The 14,075-nt window shown below is 69.7% G+C and carries 15 protein-coding genes; 6 read left to right on the top strand and 9 right to left on the bottom strand.

Translation table 11 applies throughout. The features are described 5' to 3' along the window. Window position 1: 1 nt before the first annotated feature. From ACQPZX_RS44195 to ACQPZX_RS44165, 7 genes are all read right to left on the bottom strand, one after another. Window positions 2-2,101, bottom strand: coding sequence for an NACHT domain-containing protein (locus tag ACQPZX_RS44195; protein WP_433369762.1), 2,100 nt, complete (start codon window positions 2,099-2,101; stop codon window positions 2-4). Window positions 2,102-2,229: 128 nt separating this feature from the next. Beyond that, entirely contained in the window at window positions 2,230-2,406 is a 177-nt protein-coding gene (locus ACQPZX_RS44190; RefSeq protein WP_433369760.1) for a hypothetical protein, read from the bottom strand. A 121-nt stretch (window positions 2,407-2,527) separates the two neighbouring features. Beyond that, the gene (locus ACQPZX_RS44185; protein ID WP_433369757.1) at window positions 2,528-2,869 is read right to left on the bottom strand and encodes a carboxymuconolactone decarboxylase family protein; all 342 of its coding nucleotides are present in this window, start codon (window positions 2,867-2,869) and stop codon (window positions 2,528-2,530) included. Window positions 2,870-2,963: 94 nt separating this feature from the next. Continuing rightward, window positions 2,964-3,947: an aldo/keto reductase gene (locus ACQPZX_RS44180; protein WP_433369754.1), complete on the bottom strand. Its 984-nt coding sequence runs from the start codon at window positions 3,945-3,947 to the stop codon at window positions 2,964-2,966. A 19-nt stretch (window positions 3,948-3,966) separates the two neighbouring features. Continuing rightward, a complete protein-coding gene (locus ACQPZX_RS44175; protein WP_433369751.1) occupies window positions 3,967-4,854 on the bottom strand; it encodes an aldo/keto reductase in 888 nt (295 codons plus the stop codon). Window positions 4,855-4,866: 12 nt separating this feature from the next. Continuing rightward, the gene (locus ACQPZX_RS44170) at window positions 4,867-5,265 is read right to left on the bottom strand and encodes a DUF2255 family protein (protein WP_433369748.1); all 399 of its coding nucleotides are present in this window, start codon (window positions 5,263-5,265) and stop codon (window positions 4,867-4,869) included. Window positions 5,266-5,307: 42 nt separating this feature from the next. After that, complete coding sequence (locus ACQPZX_RS44165; protein ID WP_433369746.1) at window positions 5,308-6,741, bottom strand: MFS transporter; 1,434 nt, start codon at window positions 6,739-6,741, stop codon at window positions 5,308-5,310. Between the two features lie 100 nt (window positions 6,742-6,841). Between ACQPZX_RS44165 and ACQPZX_RS44160 the strand changes: the two genes are divergently transcribed. The 6 genes from ACQPZX_RS44160 (at window position 6,842) to ACQPZX_RS44135 (ending at window position 11,013) form a co-directional block, all read left to right on the top strand. Further along, complete coding sequence (locus ACQPZX_RS44160) at window positions 6,842-7,723, top strand: helix-turn-helix transcriptional regulator (RefSeq protein WP_433369743.1); 882 nt, start codon at window positions 6,842-6,844, stop codon at window positions 7,721-7,723. Between the two features lie 120 nt (window positions 7,724-7,843). After that, window positions 7,844-8,572, top strand: a complete 729-nt coding sequence (locus ACQPZX_RS44155; RefSeq protein WP_433369740.1) for an SDR family oxidoreductase — start codon at window positions 7,844-7,846, stop codon at window positions 8,570-8,572. Further along, a complete protein-coding gene (locus ACQPZX_RS44150; protein WP_433369737.1) occupies window positions 8,572-9,441 on the top strand; it encodes an FAD:protein FMN transferase in 870 nt (289 codons plus the stop codon). Before ACQPZX_RS44155 ends, ACQPZX_RS44150 begins: the two co-directional genes overlap by 1 nt. Window positions 9,442-9,463: 22 nt before the next feature. After that, window positions 9,464-9,910 carry a hypothetical protein gene (locus ACQPZX_RS44145; RefSeq protein WP_433369734.1) on the top strand — a complete coding sequence of 149 codons (447 nt, stop codon included), beginning with the start codon at window positions 9,464-9,466 and terminating at the stop codon, window positions 9,908-9,910. 96 nt (window positions 9,911-10,006) lie between these two features. Next, window positions 10,007-10,444 carry a hypothetical protein gene (locus ACQPZX_RS44140; protein WP_433369731.1) on the top strand — a complete coding sequence of 146 codons (438 nt, stop codon included), beginning with the start codon at window positions 10,007-10,009 and terminating at the stop codon, window positions 10,442-10,444. Beyond that, entirely contained in the window at window positions 10,384-11,013 is a 630-nt protein-coding gene (locus ACQPZX_RS44135) for a phosphotransferase (protein WP_433369728.1), read from the top strand. Before ACQPZX_RS44140 ends, ACQPZX_RS44135 begins: the two co-directional genes overlap by 61 nt. An 18-nt stretch (window positions 11,014-11,031) precedes the next feature. Here the strand turns inward: ACQPZX_RS44135 and ACQPZX_RS44130 are convergent, their stop codons facing one another. Further along, window positions 11,032-13,503, bottom strand: a complete 2,472-nt coding sequence (locus tag ACQPZX_RS44130; RefSeq protein WP_433369726.1) for an alpha-L-rhamnosidase N-terminal domain-containing protein — start codon at window positions 13,501-13,503, stop codon at window positions 11,032-11,034. A gap of 18 nt (window positions 13,504-13,521) precedes the next feature. Beyond that, on the bottom strand, window positions 13,522-14,031 hold the full coding sequence (locus ACQPZX_RS44125; protein ID WP_433369723.1) for a cyclophilin-like fold protein: 510 nt from the start codon (window positions 14,029-14,031) through the stop codon (window positions 13,522-13,524). Window positions 14,032-14,075: the final 44 nt, after the last annotated feature.

Genomic DNA, 14,075 nt, shown 5'->3' with positions numbered 1-14,075 from the left:
GCTAGCGGGTCGGTGTCAGGAGGCGGGGTGTGGTGTTGCCGTGGTGGGCCAGATAGTCCTGGAACTCGCGATGCCTGAACTGGTAGGCGTTGCCGGCGATGCGCAAGAGTCCGGCCTGGTAACAAGCGTCGAGAAACCGGCCCAGCCGCCAGGGCAGCCAAGTCCCCGGACGCCAACGGGTACAAAGCAGTAACCCCAAGTACCGCAGTCCCGCACGTCCGCCGACGAGCCCCGACGTGAGCCCGAACGTGAGCCCCACCGTGAGCCCGAACGCGAGCCCGAAGGCAAGGCCGACCGCGAGCCCGACCGCGACTCCGACCGCGAGCCCGAAGGCGAGCCCGAACGCGAGCCCGAACGCGAGGTCGTTGCGAATGACTGATCGTGGATCCAGACTCCCGGCGCTAGCTGACTCCGCAAGCCCGACCGCGAGCCCGGACAAGAGCCCGAACGTGAGCATGATCGCGAGCCAAAACGCGAGCCCCAACTCGAACCAGGCCGCGAGCCCGACCGCGAGCCCGACCGCGAGCCCGAAGGCGAGCCCGACCGCGAGGTCGATCGCGAGCGTGCGGCGGCCGCGCTGGGTACGGAACAGGTTGAGATTCATTCGCGATGGTTCAGGCCAGAAAGTGGCCCACGACAGGCAAACCAGGGTCGCGATTCCCGCTGCTACTCCCACGCCCGCGAGCAGTTGAGGTACGGAGAAACCGGTGGATACCGGGCTCAGGATGATCGGTAGCGCTACCAGCCACATGGGCGCAAAGAGTGCGACAGCGGCGACGCGGGGGCGGCGGGATCCCGCCAGGGGCCAGAGTTCGTGCAGCACGATGTCGGTGCCGGAGAGTGGCCGGCCGCCGAGGCTGCGCCCGGTGGCCGTGTTGTGGTGCAGGTAGCGGGCCAAAACCGACAGCCAGCGGTGTGCTCGTACCGGGTCGTACGGCTGGTCAGCGTTGCTGGACAGGGCGGCGGGCAGGAACTGGGCGAGCAGGTGGTCGCGAATCGCGTCAGGCGTACTTAGAGCCGGGCTCGTCAGCTCGTGTGGTTCCCGCTCGTACTCGCCGGCCGGGCGGCGTTGTTCGTAGACGACGGTGGCCAACGTCAGCCGCCACGGAGTCGACAGGGCAACGGCGAGCGGGCCTCCTTCGTCATCGCCGATGCGGTCCAGGACGCTTCGCCACCGGTCGATGCCGGTGACCCGGGCGGTGATGAACGCGTGAGCTTGCGCGACGGTCACCGGGCGCAGCTCCACCCGAGCGGCGTCCTCGATCCACAGGTCATCGTCGACCAGCGCCTGAAAGTGGCCGGTCCGGCAGGTCACGATCAGCGGTGCTCTGTCCCGATACCGCTGGTAGGCGTTGAAGACCCGTAACGCCTGTCCAGCCCGTGACGCGTAGCCCGGCTCGTCGGTGGCGTCCAACTCGTCCAACCCATCGACGACCGGCAGAATCAGACCCGCGACTACCAGCGCCTGAGCAGCCCGCTGCGGCAATTGATAGACGTCGACCAGGTGAGCGATCAGCCACTGCTGCATCCGCTGGGGTGCGTCGGGGGGCTCATGCGGCTGGTCGGCGCCGATGTCCCAGGAGGATGTGGACACACGCACTGGCACAGGGTCGCCCTTGTCCCGGTCTTGCAGCAGCATCATCATCAGCTCCACTGCCAGCACGGTCTTGCCGGCGCCGGCCGGACCGGTGATCACCATGCGGGACGGCTGCAATTTCCGGTAATAGCCGGCGACATCTGTCAGCCGCCCTCGGCGGGCTGCGTTGCCGGCGTTGTGCGCCGGCGCCGGCCGGAAGTCGAAACGTACGTCGATGGTCCGGCCGGGCTCGCCCAGCAGCTGCCGCCGCGCCTGCTGTTCCTTGTCCCGCACCGTGGCGGCGAGCTGTTCGACGACCTGAGCGGTCTCGGCCTGTTGGCTGCGCCAGGCCCGCACCGCGACAACAAGCGCAGCGATTCCCGCCAGCAGCGACAGGAACCCGATGGCAGCACTGAGCGGATCGACGTCGCCGAACTTGAGCCGACGCAGGACCCACACCGATACGCCGAACGCGGCCGCAGCCAGCCCGGCGTAGCCCAGGCCTCTCGCTCGATGACCCGTCATGGCCACCCATCCTGGACCAATCAAGACGCAAAACAGCATCCCCAGTTCGGGCGAGCGTGACAGTGAGGTGGCGGAACCCTTCGGCACTGCGAGGCCCCGTCAGCCACACAGAGCACCCCCGCACGGTCTTACGTGGGGTCTGGGGGCTCGGCCCCCAGGTCGGCATGCACCACGACTAGGCGAAGCCGCGAAGCGGCGAGCAGGAAGTGCCCGAGTGGCGCCTGCGCCTGCATCGCGGCCGGCCGACGACCATCGTCGCCGTGGGCGACGCGGATGTCGTGGATGACCGTCGTGGGCTTCGGCACGCTTGCCAGCGTTCCATTGCCGGTTGGGAGTGGCGAGCACCCATTCGAGTGGCGTCAGCTACGGCAATGAGTCTGGCTCCAGTCCCCATCGCAGCGCCGCCCACGACGGGGTGAAGCTGTCTCACTCGTTGGGTTGCTTCTCGTCGGCGAACACCCGCTTCGCCACGGCGATCGCGGACATCGCTCGCGGCCAGCCCGCGTAGAAGGCCAGGTGCACGATCGCCTCGACCAACTCGGCCTCGGTGAGGCCGTTCTGCTTCGCGAGGCGCAGGTGGCCGACGAGTTGTTCGGTGCTGCCGTTGGTCACCAGGGAGGCGACGGTGATCAACGAACGGTCTCGGCGGGCGAGTTCGGGGCGATCCCAGACGTCACCGAACAGCACGTCGTCGGTCAGCTCGGCGAGCTTGGGTGCGATGTCGCCAACGAGACGTTGTGCGGTCGAGGGTTCTCCGGTCGTGCTCACTGTCTCTCCTCCAAGGAATCCGAACTACTGGGCTGGAATCGGCGCGTGCCGCCGCCCGCGAACGCGGACGGCGACTTCGTGCGTTGTGGCGATGTCAGCGTTCGATGAGTTTCATCTGGTCGTCGGTGTGGTGGCCGCCTTCGGCGGGTGGTAGGGAGGTGAGCGCGGTGACCTGCTCGGTGGTGAGCTCGATGTCGTCGGCGGCGGTGTTCTCCTCGACGCGGCTCACCCGCTTGGTGCCGGGGATCGGCACGACGTCGTTGCCTTGGGCGAGCACCCAGGCCAGGGCGACCTGGGCCGAGGTGGCGCCGATCTGGTCGGCGATCTGCTGCACCTGGTCGGCGATGCGCAGGTTGCGCTGGAAGTTCTCGCCGGTGAAGCGCGGGTGGTTCTTGCGGAAGTCCCTGTCGTCGAGCTTTTCCAGATCTGCGGGCGTACGCAGCGTGCCGGTGAGGAATCCCCGGCCGAGCGGGGAGTAGGCGACCAGGCCGATGCCCAGCTCGCGCAGCACGGGCAGGAGTTCGTCCTGGTCCCGCGTCCAGATCGAGTATTCCGACTGCAGTGCGGTGACCGGGTGCACGGCGTGGGCGCGCCGGATGGTGTCGGCCCAGGCCTCGGACAGTCCGATGTAGCGGATCTTGCCGTCCCGTACGAGGTCGGCGAGGGTGCCCATGGTGTCTTCGATCGGGGTGTCCGGGTCGACGCGGTGCTGGTAGTAGAGGTCGATGTGGTCGGTGCCGAGCCGTTTGAGGGAGCCGTCGACGGCGGTGCGGATGCTGTCGGGGCTGCTGTCGGCTCTGCCCGGCCCCCGGCCGGTGTGCGAGATCAGGCCGAACTTGGTGGCCAGCACCACCTGGTCGCGGCGGCCTTGCAGGGCCCGGCCGACCAGTTCCTCGTTGACGTACGGGCCGTAGACCTCGGCAGTGTCGATGAGTGTGACGCCCAGGTCGATCGCGCGGTGGATGGTGCGGATCGACTCGGTGTCGTCGCTGCCGGCGCCGCTGTAGCCGTGGGACATGCCCATCGCGCCGAGGCCGATCCGGCCGACTTCGAGCTTGCCGAGTTTCGCAGTACGCATGATGGTTCTCCGGGTTTGATCAGGCTTCGGGGATCGGGCGGCCGAAGGTTTCCGGGGTGATGTCGGCGGGTTCGGGGCCGCCGCGCTTGCCGGTGTCCAGGGCGTCGATCGCGGCGAGTTGCTCGCCGGTGAGTTCGAAGTCGAACACGTCGATGTTCTCGGCGATCCGTGCCGGCTTGGTCGACTTCGGGATGGCCGATCGGCCCTGCTGCACATGCCAGCGCAGCATCACCTGCGCCGGGGACTTGCCGTGCGCCTCGGCGATTTCGCCGATGGTCGGGTCCTGCAGGGTGCTGGTGTGCTCGCCGTCGCGGTAGAAGGTGATCCCGCCGATCGGCGACCACGCCTGGGTGAGGATCCCGTGCTCGCCGCCGAACGCCTGCACCGCGCGCTGCTGGAAGTACGGGTGCACCTCGATCTGGTTGACCGCCGGCACGACCGTCGCGGTGTCGAGCAGCCGGGTGAGGTGCTCGACCATGAAGTTGCTGACCCCGATGGCGCGGACCTTGCCGTCCGCCAGCAGCTTCTCCAGGGCCCGGTAGGCGTCCAGGGTCTTGTCGAACTCCGAGGGCAGCGCCTGGTGCAGGATCAGCAGGTCGATCTGCTCGACGCCCAGCTTGCCGGCGCTCTTGTCGAAGCCGTGCAGGGTCTGGTCGTAGCCGAAGTCGCTGATCCAGATCTTGGTCTCGACGAACACCTCGGAACGCGGGACGCCCGACTTGGCGATAGCCTCGCCGACTTCACGTTCGTTGCCGTACGCGGCGGCGGTGTCGATGTGCCGGTAGCCGGCCGACAGGGCGGCCTCGACGGCCGAGCGGGTCTCATCGGGCGGGGTCTGGAAGACGCCGAAGCCGATAGCCGGGATGTCGACGCCGTTGGTCAATGTGAAGGTTGGGACGGTGGTCATGAAGCGTTCCTTTCAGTTGCGCGGGAGCAGGCGGAGGGTGACCTCGCTCGCCTTGTCCCCGACGACGGGTCCCACGATGGCGGGCCCGTACCGGTCGTATTTGGCGTGGTAGGCCGCGTCGATGCCGGCGTGGACGTCAGGATGAGCGGGCTCGGTGAAAGTCACGTCGCGTTCCAGGCCACCGGCGCGGATGCGGCCGATCCGGCTGGTCACGGCGTGCCGGTACCAGCCGCCGGCCGGGCCGCGCGCCGAGCGGACATACAGCTCGTCGCCGGCGCGGACGACCCAGATCGTCACGTAAGGCCGCAGGGTGCCGTCACCGCGCGGCGACGCGATTCCGATCTCCTCGGCGCCGCTGATCGCGGTCAGTTCGTCGGCCGTCCACGGCGTTGTCCTGGCTTCGTTCGTCACAGCGTCTCCTCCTCCACCTCGGTATGCCCTGACCCGCCCGGGTCATGTTCTCGGGCCCGGGTGGCCCGCATCATCAGTGTTCGTCGTGCGATGTGGATGGTGCTTACGGCGCAGCGTGAGGCTTGCCAATGCGGTGCACAACAGCAGAACGGCGGTGACGGCGAGGCTGATGTGCAGGCCGTTGAGGAACGCGGCAGAGGAGGCGACGACCGCGCCGTAGGCGGCGACGCCGAGGGCGCCACCGAGTTGCCGGGACATGTTGAACACGGCACTGGCCGTGCCGGCCTGGTGCGACGGCACGCTGTCGAGCAGCAGCGCGGCGATCGACGGGACGGTGAACGAGCCACCGACCCCGACCGGGATCATCACCGCGGCGACCAGCAGCAACGGAGCGTCCGCCGGCAGCAGCACCAGCCCGGCCAGCCCGGCCGCCATCAGCAGTTGCCCGAAGATGATCGGCACGCCCGGCCCGAACCGGTTGGCCATCCGGGCCGCGACGGGAGCCAGGATCGGCACCAGGGCGGTCATCGGCAGAAACAGCAGCCCGGTGGTGAAGGCGGATGCACCGCGCACTTGCTGGAAGTAGAGGCCCTGGAGGAACACGACGCCGTAGAAGCCGGCCATGCCCAGGAACGCGACGGTCAGGGCCGTGCCGACGGCGCGGCTGCGGAACAGGTCCAGCGGCAGCATCGGGTGCCTGGCGAGGGCCTGCGCGGTCAGGAACACCGCGAAGGCGAGCCCGGCCACCACGAACGCGACGAGGATTCGCGCACTGCCGTACCCGAGGTGGGCGCCCTCGATGACCCCGTAGGTGAGAGCCGCGAGGGCGAGCACTGCGGTGAGTTGCCCGATCCAGTCGAACGGCGTTGCTGTGCGCGGCGAGTCGGCGGCGCGGCGCAGCGCCAGCCCGGCGACGATCCCGACGGGCACGTTCAGGAAGAAGATCAACCGCCAGTCCAGCTCGGTCAGCGCACCACCGAGCACCGGCCCTGCCGCCGCGGCGATCGAGCCACCCATTCCCCAGTACGCGATGGCCCGGACCCGGGCGCCGCTGTCGTGGTAGGCGGCCCGGATCAGCGCCAGCGAGGTCGGGGTGACCAGCGCCGCGCCGACGCCCTGCACGATGCGCGCGGCGATCAGCCAGCCCAGGCCCGGGGCGAGCCCGCAGGCCACGGACGCCACCACAAAGATCAACATTCCGGTTCCGTACGCCCGGCGTGCGCCGATCCGGTCGGCGAACGTCCCCGCGAACAGCAGCAGCGAGGAGAACATCAGGGTGTAGCCGGTGACGACCCACTGCAGCCCGGACAGGCTCCCGCCGAGGTCGCGGCTGATGTCGGGCAAAGCGACGTTGACGACCTGGGTGTCGAGGGTGACGACGGCGAAGCCGAGCATCGCCACGATCAGCGACGGACCCGCCGACGGCGCCGCACCGGCAACAGCGGATCGAGTGGGGGCGGTGGAGACGCTCGACATGTTCTCAGGTAACCCGGCACGCCCGCCGCGAGGGAGGCACTGCGCTGAGGGGTACCGCCAGGGACCCCCTCAGCCCAGGCCGGATGCCTACCGTGGGGGCATGGACAACCGCAGTGAGGTCCGCGCGTTCCTCAGCTCCCGCCGGGCCAAAGTCAGCCCGGAACAGGCGGGAATCCCCGCCTACGGCAGCCGCCGCGTCGCCGGACTGCGTCGCGGCGAGGTCGCCGCCCTGGCCGGGGTCAGCGTCGAGTACTACACCCGCCTGGAACGCGGAAACCTCGCCGGGGCCTCCGACAGCGTCCTCGAGGCGCTCGCCCGGGCCCTGCAACTGGACGACACCGAGACCGCGCACCTGCACCACCTGGCCCGCGCGGCCGGCTCGGCTCCGGCCCGCACCCGTAAGCCCCGGACCGGCGCCCCGGTGATCCGCCCCGCGATCCGCCAGGTGCTGGACTCCATGGTCGGCGTGCCCGCGATCCTTCGTACCCACCGCTTCGACGTTCTCGCCGCCAACCCGCTGGGCCAGGCCTTGTACTCGCCCATGTTCAGCACCGCGACGCGGCCGGTGAACTCAATGCGCTTCGCGTTTCTCGACCCGCACGCTCCGGCTTTCTACCCGGATTGGCAGACCGTCGCCCGGCAATCCGTCGGTGCCCTGCGGCTGGTCGCCGCCGCGAACCCGTACGACCAGCAACTGATGAATCTCATCGGGGAACTGTCCATGCACAGCGAGCCGTTCCGCAGTTGGTGGGCCGCCCAAGACGTGTTCGTGCACCGCCACGGCGTCAAACGCTTCCACCACCCGGCCATCGGCGAGCTGGAACTGGCTCACGAAGCCCTCGAACTGCCCGGCGACGACGCGCCCCTGACCATCGTCACCTACACCGCCGTGCCCGGCACCCCGTCGGGCGACGGCCTGGAGTTGCTGGCGTCCTGGGCCGCCACCGAGGAAAGCCCCATCCGCACGCCGCACGAGCGGTAACGCTGCGCTCCCGGCCGTCGGCCACCCGCCTATCTCGGCGCGTCCGCCTTGGCCAACGCACGCGGGCTAGCTGGCCGCTGCCGCCCTTCACCTCGAAGCCCGCGAAGGAGGAACCCTGTCATGACCACCTCGAACGCCCGTCGCACCGCCGCCATCACCGGCGCGTCGTCCGGTATCGGCGAAGCCACCGCCCGCGCCCTGCACGCCGTCGGCTACCAGGTCGTGCTGCTCGCCCGCCGTACCGACCGGATCGAAGCCCTCGCCAAGGAACTGGGCGACGGCGCGCTCGCCATCGCCGCCGACGTCACCGACCGCGACGCCTTGACCGCTGCGGCGGCACGCGTGCAGGAGGAACTCGGTGGCGCGGACGTGCTGGTGAACAACGCCGGTGTCATGCTGCTCGGCCCGTTCTCCGCCGAGCAGCGCGACGACTACCGGCAGATGATCGAGGTGAACCTGCTGGGTGCGATCACCACCACCGAGGTGTTCCTCGACCAGATCCGCGATGGTGGCGGCGACATCGTCAACATCTCCTCGGTCGCCGGGCGCACCGCGCGGGCCGGTAACGGCGTCTACGCCGCCACCAAGTGGGGCCTCAACGGCTGGTCCGAGTCGCTGCGCCAGGAGGTGCTGCCCGACGTGCGGGTCCTGGTCATCGAGCCCGGCGTGGTCGCCACGGAGCTGCCCGGCCACATCACCCACGGCCAGACCAAGGCCGCCGTGCAACAGCTCTACAGCCAGGCGCAGGTCACCGCCGGCGACATCGCCGACGTCATCGTCTTCGCCTTGCAGCGGCCCCGGCACCTCGCCATGAACGAGATCCTGCTGCGCCCCGCCAACCAGGCCTGATGCCCGCTCTCACCTTCGATGCCATCGGCACCGGATGGACCATCACCACCGGCTCGGCGTTGAGCGGCCCGGTCCGGGCCGCTATCGACGAACGCATCCAGCTCTTCGACGCGACGTACTCCCGATTCCGCCCGGACTCGTTGGTCACGAAGATCGCCACAGCCGGCGGCGGGAGCACCTTCTCGTTCCCGCCGGACTGCCTGGCCCTGTTCAGCCTGTATGACGACCTGTACGCCGCGACCGGCGGCGCCGTCGACCCGCTGGTCGGCCGCGGCCTGGAGCTGCTCGGCTACGACGCGACCTACACCCTTGTGCCACACGCCGCCGGGCCCATGCCGCACCGTGCACGCTGGCCGGTAGACGTTCTCCGCGAGGGTGTCACGGTCACCACTCGGCAGCCGGTGGTGATCGACGTGGGCGCCGCCGGCAAGGGCTACCTCGTCGACCTGATCACCGCGATCCTGCACGACGCGGCGATCACCGAGCACGTTATCGACGCCGGCGGCGACCTGCGCCACCACGGCGACCAACCGGTCCGCGTAGGACTCGAACACCCGTTCCAGCCCGGCCAGGTGATCGGCGTCGCGAGCCTGCACAACGGCGCGCTGTGCGCCTCGGCCGTCAACCGGCGCGCCTGGGGCGACGGCCTGCACCACATCATCGACGCCCGTACCGGCGTTCCGACTCGGGACGTGGCCGCGACCTGGGTTGTTGCTGACAACGCGGCTCTGGCCGATGGCCTGGCCACCGCGCTGTTCTTCACCGATGCCCGCGGGTTGAGCCAGCGGTTCCGCTTCACCTACGTCCGCATGCTCAGCGACGGCCGAGCCGAAATCTCACCCGACTTCCCCGGCCAGCTGTTCACCTGAGCCCGACACCCGAGGATCAACCATGCCCCCGAAGAAGGTCACCACCCTTGTCCTGACCGGAATCGCCGCTTGCGCCGCGGCAGCCGGATGCTCTGGCGCCTCGTCACCGCCGAGCGGCCTGCCGCCTGCCACCAGCGCCCCCACCGGCACCAGCCGTCCGTCTTCACCCACCGGCACCCGCTACACCGACGGCACCTACAGCGCCACCGGCCAATACGGCAGCGGACCGTCCTTCATCGACGTCACCGTCACGCTCACCGACGGTGTCATCACCGCCGTGACCGTCGGACCGCAGGCGACGAACCCCACCTCGCTGGACTACCAGAACCGCTTCGCCGCAGCCGTCCCCGCCGTCGTCGTCGGCCGACCGATCGACGAGGTGAACGTCTCCCATCTGGCCGGCTCCAGCGGCACCCCCGACGGGTTCAACGCCGCGATCGAGCAGATCAAGACCAAAGCTGCCGCCTGAGACGGGACGGCCGAGGTTCACCAGTCGCGGCCGGCAACGACCGATGATCTTGCTTTCGATGGTTACGGACGCCCGGGGTCAGTTCGGGGGTCAGCGGTGGTCGAGGTGTCCGCCCTGGTGGCGGCGAGGCTGCCGAGCAGCTTGAGGCGTTCCTCGCTGGGCGAGCCGGCCAGCGTGGTGTACGCGTACAGCACATTGCCGGACTCGTCGGGCAGATCCAACCCCTCGATCGACGTGACCGCCGAGACGGTCGCCACCCTGGTCCGCGAGCAGTTCCCTCAGTGGGGCAGCCTCGAGGTCCGGGCCTTGCGGTCGGCCGGGACAGTGAAAGCCATCTTCCGGCTCGGCGACAGCTTCGCGGCCCGTTTCCCGCTGCGCCTCACCGATCCGGCGGCGGCGCGATCAGATCTGGAGCGGGAGTCGAGCGCCGGCGCGGAACTGGCGCGGATCCCCCCTTCCCGGTCCCCGAGCCCGTGGCGCTGGGCGAGCCCGGCGCCGGATACCCCGTACCGTGGCTCGTGCAGACGTGGCTAGCAGGAACGATCGCCACCGACGCGGACCCCGCCAGTTCGGAGTCTTTCGCCCAGGATCTGGCCACCTTCATCCACGCCCTACGCCAGGCCGACACCGCCGGCCGCCAATTCAACGGCAGAGGCCGAGGCGGCATCCTCACCGACCACGACGAGTGGATGGAAACCTGCTTCCACCGCAGCGAGCCCTTCCTTGACGTGCCCCCGCTCCGCCGCCTCTGGGCCCACCTCCGCACCCTCCCGCGCACGTCTCCCGACGTCATGACCCACGGCGACCTGATCCCCGGCAACGTCCTGGTCAGCGACAACCGCCTGGCCGGAATCCTCGACACCGGCGGATTCGCCCCGGCCGACCCCGCCCTGGACCTGGTAGCCGCCTGGCACCTACTGCGGAAGCCCACCCGACAGCTCCTGCGGTCGGCCCTGAACCGCGACGACCTCGAGTGGGAGCGAGGCAGGGCCTGGGCCTTCGAACAGGCCATGGGCCTGCCCTGGTACTACGCCGATTCCAACCCGCCGATGGCCCTCTTGGGACGCCGGACTCTGGCTCGCCTGCTGGACCCGGACGGATAACCTCCGCACGGTGGTCGATCACAGGACGAAGTCGCTGTGCCCGGCCGCGGCGGAGGTCTCCTCGCCGCTCGACGACACGAACCGCACCGGGACGGGGCTGTCGACCCCGACCCGGCCGTTCGCCACCTCGACCCGGACCAGCCCGTGCGGGGTCGGGACGGCGCCCGCCATGCGTTCGATGCCTCCGGGCCGGGGCGCGACCCGGACAGCGGCGTATCCCGGCTCGTCGGGGGTGACGCCCAGCACGTACCAGATGAGGTCTTTGGTTGGGGTGGAGCTCCAGGCGTGGACCGGGGTGCCCCAGCCCCAGCACTCGCCGAAGGTGTCGAAGCCGTCCTGCAGGAAAACACTCCAGCGCCGCAGCAGACCCGGAAGGCGATCCGCTCGGCCGGCGGCGGCAACCGCGTCGTGCACGACGTAGCTGAAGAACGGTTCGGCCAGCACGATCTCGTGGTCGACGTCCCAGTCGATCCGGTAGATGCCTAGCGTCTGCTCGACGATCTTGGTCATGTCGTAGCCGCCGTCCTCGCCGCCGATCCAGGATCGGACGACGAGCCGGGAAGCCTCGGTGATCACGTCAACGATGCCGGCCCGCCGCTCGGGTGGGGCGAGCCCGGACACGATCGCGACAGCTCCGGCGGCTTGGGACAGCGCCGGCATCTGCTTGCCGCCGACGATGTGGTCGACATAGCTGCCGCGGCCGGGGCTCCAGAAGTCCTCGTACCCGACACGCGCGTTCTCCCACAGTGTGCGGGCCCAAGCGGCCGACCCGGTGTTTCCCAGCCAGTCGGCCATTTCGGCGTACTCGGCCAGGCCTCGCGCCCACAAGCCGGTGATCAGCGATGAGCGGCCGCTGGAGAACACGCTCGACCAGTCGATCAGGTTCCATTCCGGCAGGTCGCTGAGCGTGCCGCGGTCGTCGATGTAGGGCTCGTACCAGCGCAGCACCCGCTCGGCCACCGGCAGCAGCTCAAGCGTCGCCGACCGGTCGCCGTCATGACGGAACTGGTTCCACACTCCGTGGATCCAGTGCAGCGCCCAGTCCGGGATGGTGTACCCGCCGCGGTACTCGATCTCCCCGGCGACGCTCATCGGCAACATGCCGTCCGCGCGCGGCGAGGCACCGAGGGTGACGTAGTTGCGGGCCAGCCGCCAGTCCTCGTTGGCGACCAGGTGCACCATCTGATGCACCACCCCATCACCCACCCAGGCCCGCTGTTCCCTCGTCGGACAGTCGGTGAAAGCGTCGAACGAGTTCAGCTCGGTGGTCCGGATCCCGGCCCGATAGAGCCGGTCCAGCTCCGGGTCGCTGGAATGGAACGTGGCCCCACGGGTGAACGGGTAGTGCTGCTCGCTCACGGCGATGTCCCGTACGGTGACCGCGCCCTCGCCCGGGGGGATCATCAGGAAGATCTGCCGTAGCCCGTTGATGTCGACGGCCCGGTAGTGGTCGGCGAACCCGCGGGTGACGTAGCTGGCGCTGCTGCGGGGCGCGGAGTCGACCGGGCCACGGGCGGCGTCGTAGCGCGCGGACTCCTGGTAGAACAGGTCGAGCCGGACGCCGGGCGGGGCGTCGACCTCAAGTTCGACGTGGCCGGCGACGATCCGGCCGAAGTCGACGGTGATCAGGGTTGCCGCATCGGGGCCGCGATCGACGGTGAGCGGCAGCCGGCCGACTTGCTTGGGGCCGCCTTCCCGGAGTTGGCGGATCAGCCGCTCGGCCGGGTGGTCGGGCAGGTCCGCGAGGGCCGGTGCGCCTTGCACGACGATCGACGGCGCGACGACCCGAGGGCCGTCGAGCATCCCGATGCCCCGGGCCAGCATCGCGCCGTACGGGTCGACCGGCGGGCGGGATTCGGCGAGCGCCCCGTCGTGGCCGGCCTTGAGCACCGTGGCCGGCACCCAGGAGGAATCGTCGAAGTCCGGCTGTACCCACGCGGGGTCGAGCTCGCGCGCGTCGAGCAACTCGATCGGCACACCGTCCAGCGCCTTCCCGGCCTCCAGAGCGCGCCATGCCCGGGACCGAAGTGCCCGCCATCGCTCGTCGGTGACCAGCCACTCGTCGCCGAGCCGGGCTTCCAGAACCAGTTGCGCGTCGCGGCCCATCACCGAGCTGGAGGCGGCCGGCTGCCAGAACGAGTTCGGGTGACCGTAGTAGGTCACCAGCACCGCCACGACGTTGCGGCCCGGCCGCAGACGGGCTGCGATGTCGTACTCGTCGTAGCGCAGCCGCCGGGGCTGTGACCGGATCGGGCCCTGCCCGATCTCGGCGCCGTTGATCCACAACACGTACCGGGAGTCGGCCGAGATGCGCAGCGGGACTCGTGCGGGCACGTCAGGGAGATCGAAGATCCGCCGGAAGAGAACCCGCGAGAAACCGGCAGGCGCAAGATCCGAACCCACACTGGTCGGGTCGATCGTGAACGACGGAACGTCCGGGGCCACCCAGTGGCCGTGCCACCGCACGCCGGGAAAATCCGTGGAGGACATGGCGACGATTCTCCTGTCCTATGGCCGGCGTGCCGGATCGGCGAGCTCGATGCGAACCGCGGCCCGTCGGCCGCTGTTGCCAAGGTCGTCCAGGCCGGTGTCGAGAGCGCCTAGGCGAACGAGACCTGGGTCGGGCACGGCCTGGCCCAGGTCGGCGTAGTAGATCGCGAGCACGTCAGTCGTCGGCCAGAAGTAGATGTCGCCCGGAACGGGGTCGTGCACGGGCGTGCTTCCCTCGATGGTGATCGAGCGAGGCAGCCGGCCCGACTTGGCCTGAGCCCACACATCGCGCAGATCCACCGTTGCCGGCAGCATGGCCGCGAACTGCCGGGACTCCGGCGTATCGGTCAGGGTCGCCGTGGCGACGTGGTCACCGAACCGCAGCAGCACGCCGGTCCCGGTGTCCGGCCCGGCCGCCGATGGGTCGAGCCGCGCGATACCGGAGGCTGACGCGGTGCCGCATCCGGCCAGGACAGCGACGAGGGCGACGGTCATGAGGGCGGCTCTCCCGCGGGCCAGAACGGTCATACCCGCAGCACACTCGCCTGATCGCGGCCGAGGAAGTCACTGTC

The sequence above is a fragment of the Actinoplanes sp. CA-142083 genome (genome assembly GCF_050942195.1).
Classification (GTDB): domain Bacteria; phylum Actinomycetota; class Actinomycetes; order Mycobacteriales; family Micromonosporaceae; genus Actinoplanes.
The sequence above is the reverse complement of the archived record's forward strand: the minus strand, read 5'-3'. Positions and strand labels throughout refer to the sequence as shown.

Excerpts from the sequence above, each read along its gene's own strand:
- ACQPZX_RS44195 (WP_433369762.1), bottom strand. The coding sequence starts at position 2,101 with ATGACGGGTCATCGAGCGAGAGGCCTGGGCTACGCCGGGCTGGCTGCG.
- ACQPZX_RS44180 (WP_433369754.1), bottom strand. The coding sequence starts at position 3,947 with ATGCGTACTGCGAAACTCGGCAAGCTCGAAGTCGGCCGGATCGGCCTC.
- ACQPZX_RS44175 (WP_433369751.1), bottom strand. The coding sequence starts at position 4,854 with ATGACCACCGTCCCAACCTTCACATTGACCAACGGCGTCGACATCCCG.
- ACQPZX_RS44165 (WP_433369746.1), bottom strand. The coding sequence starts at position 6,741 with ATGTCGAGCGTCTCCACCGCCCCCACTCGATCCGCTGTTGCCGGTGCG.
- ACQPZX_RS44160 (WP_433369743.1), top strand. The coding sequence starts at position 6,842 with ATGGACAACCGCAGTGAGGTCCGCGCGTTCCTCAGCTCCCGCCGGGCC.
- ACQPZX_RS44155 (WP_433369740.1), top strand. The coding sequence starts at position 7,844 with ATGACCACCTCGAACGCCCGTCGCACCGCCGCCATCACCGGCGCGTCG.
- ACQPZX_RS44150 (WP_433369737.1), top strand. The coding sequence starts at position 8,572 with ATGCCCGCTCTCACCTTCGATGCCATCGGCACCGGATGGACCATCACC.
- ACQPZX_RS44145 (WP_433369734.1), top strand. The coding sequence starts at position 9,464 with ATGCCCCCGAAGAAGGTCACCACCCTTGTCCTGACCGGAATCGCCGCT.
- ACQPZX_RS44130 (WP_433369726.1), bottom strand. The coding sequence starts at position 13,503 with ATGTCCTCCACGGATTTTCCCGGCGTGCGGTGGCACGGCCACTGGGTG.
- ACQPZX_RS44125 (WP_433369723.1), bottom strand. The coding sequence starts at position 14,031 with ATGACCGTTCTGGCCCGCGGGAGAGCCGCCCTCATGACCGTCGCCCTC.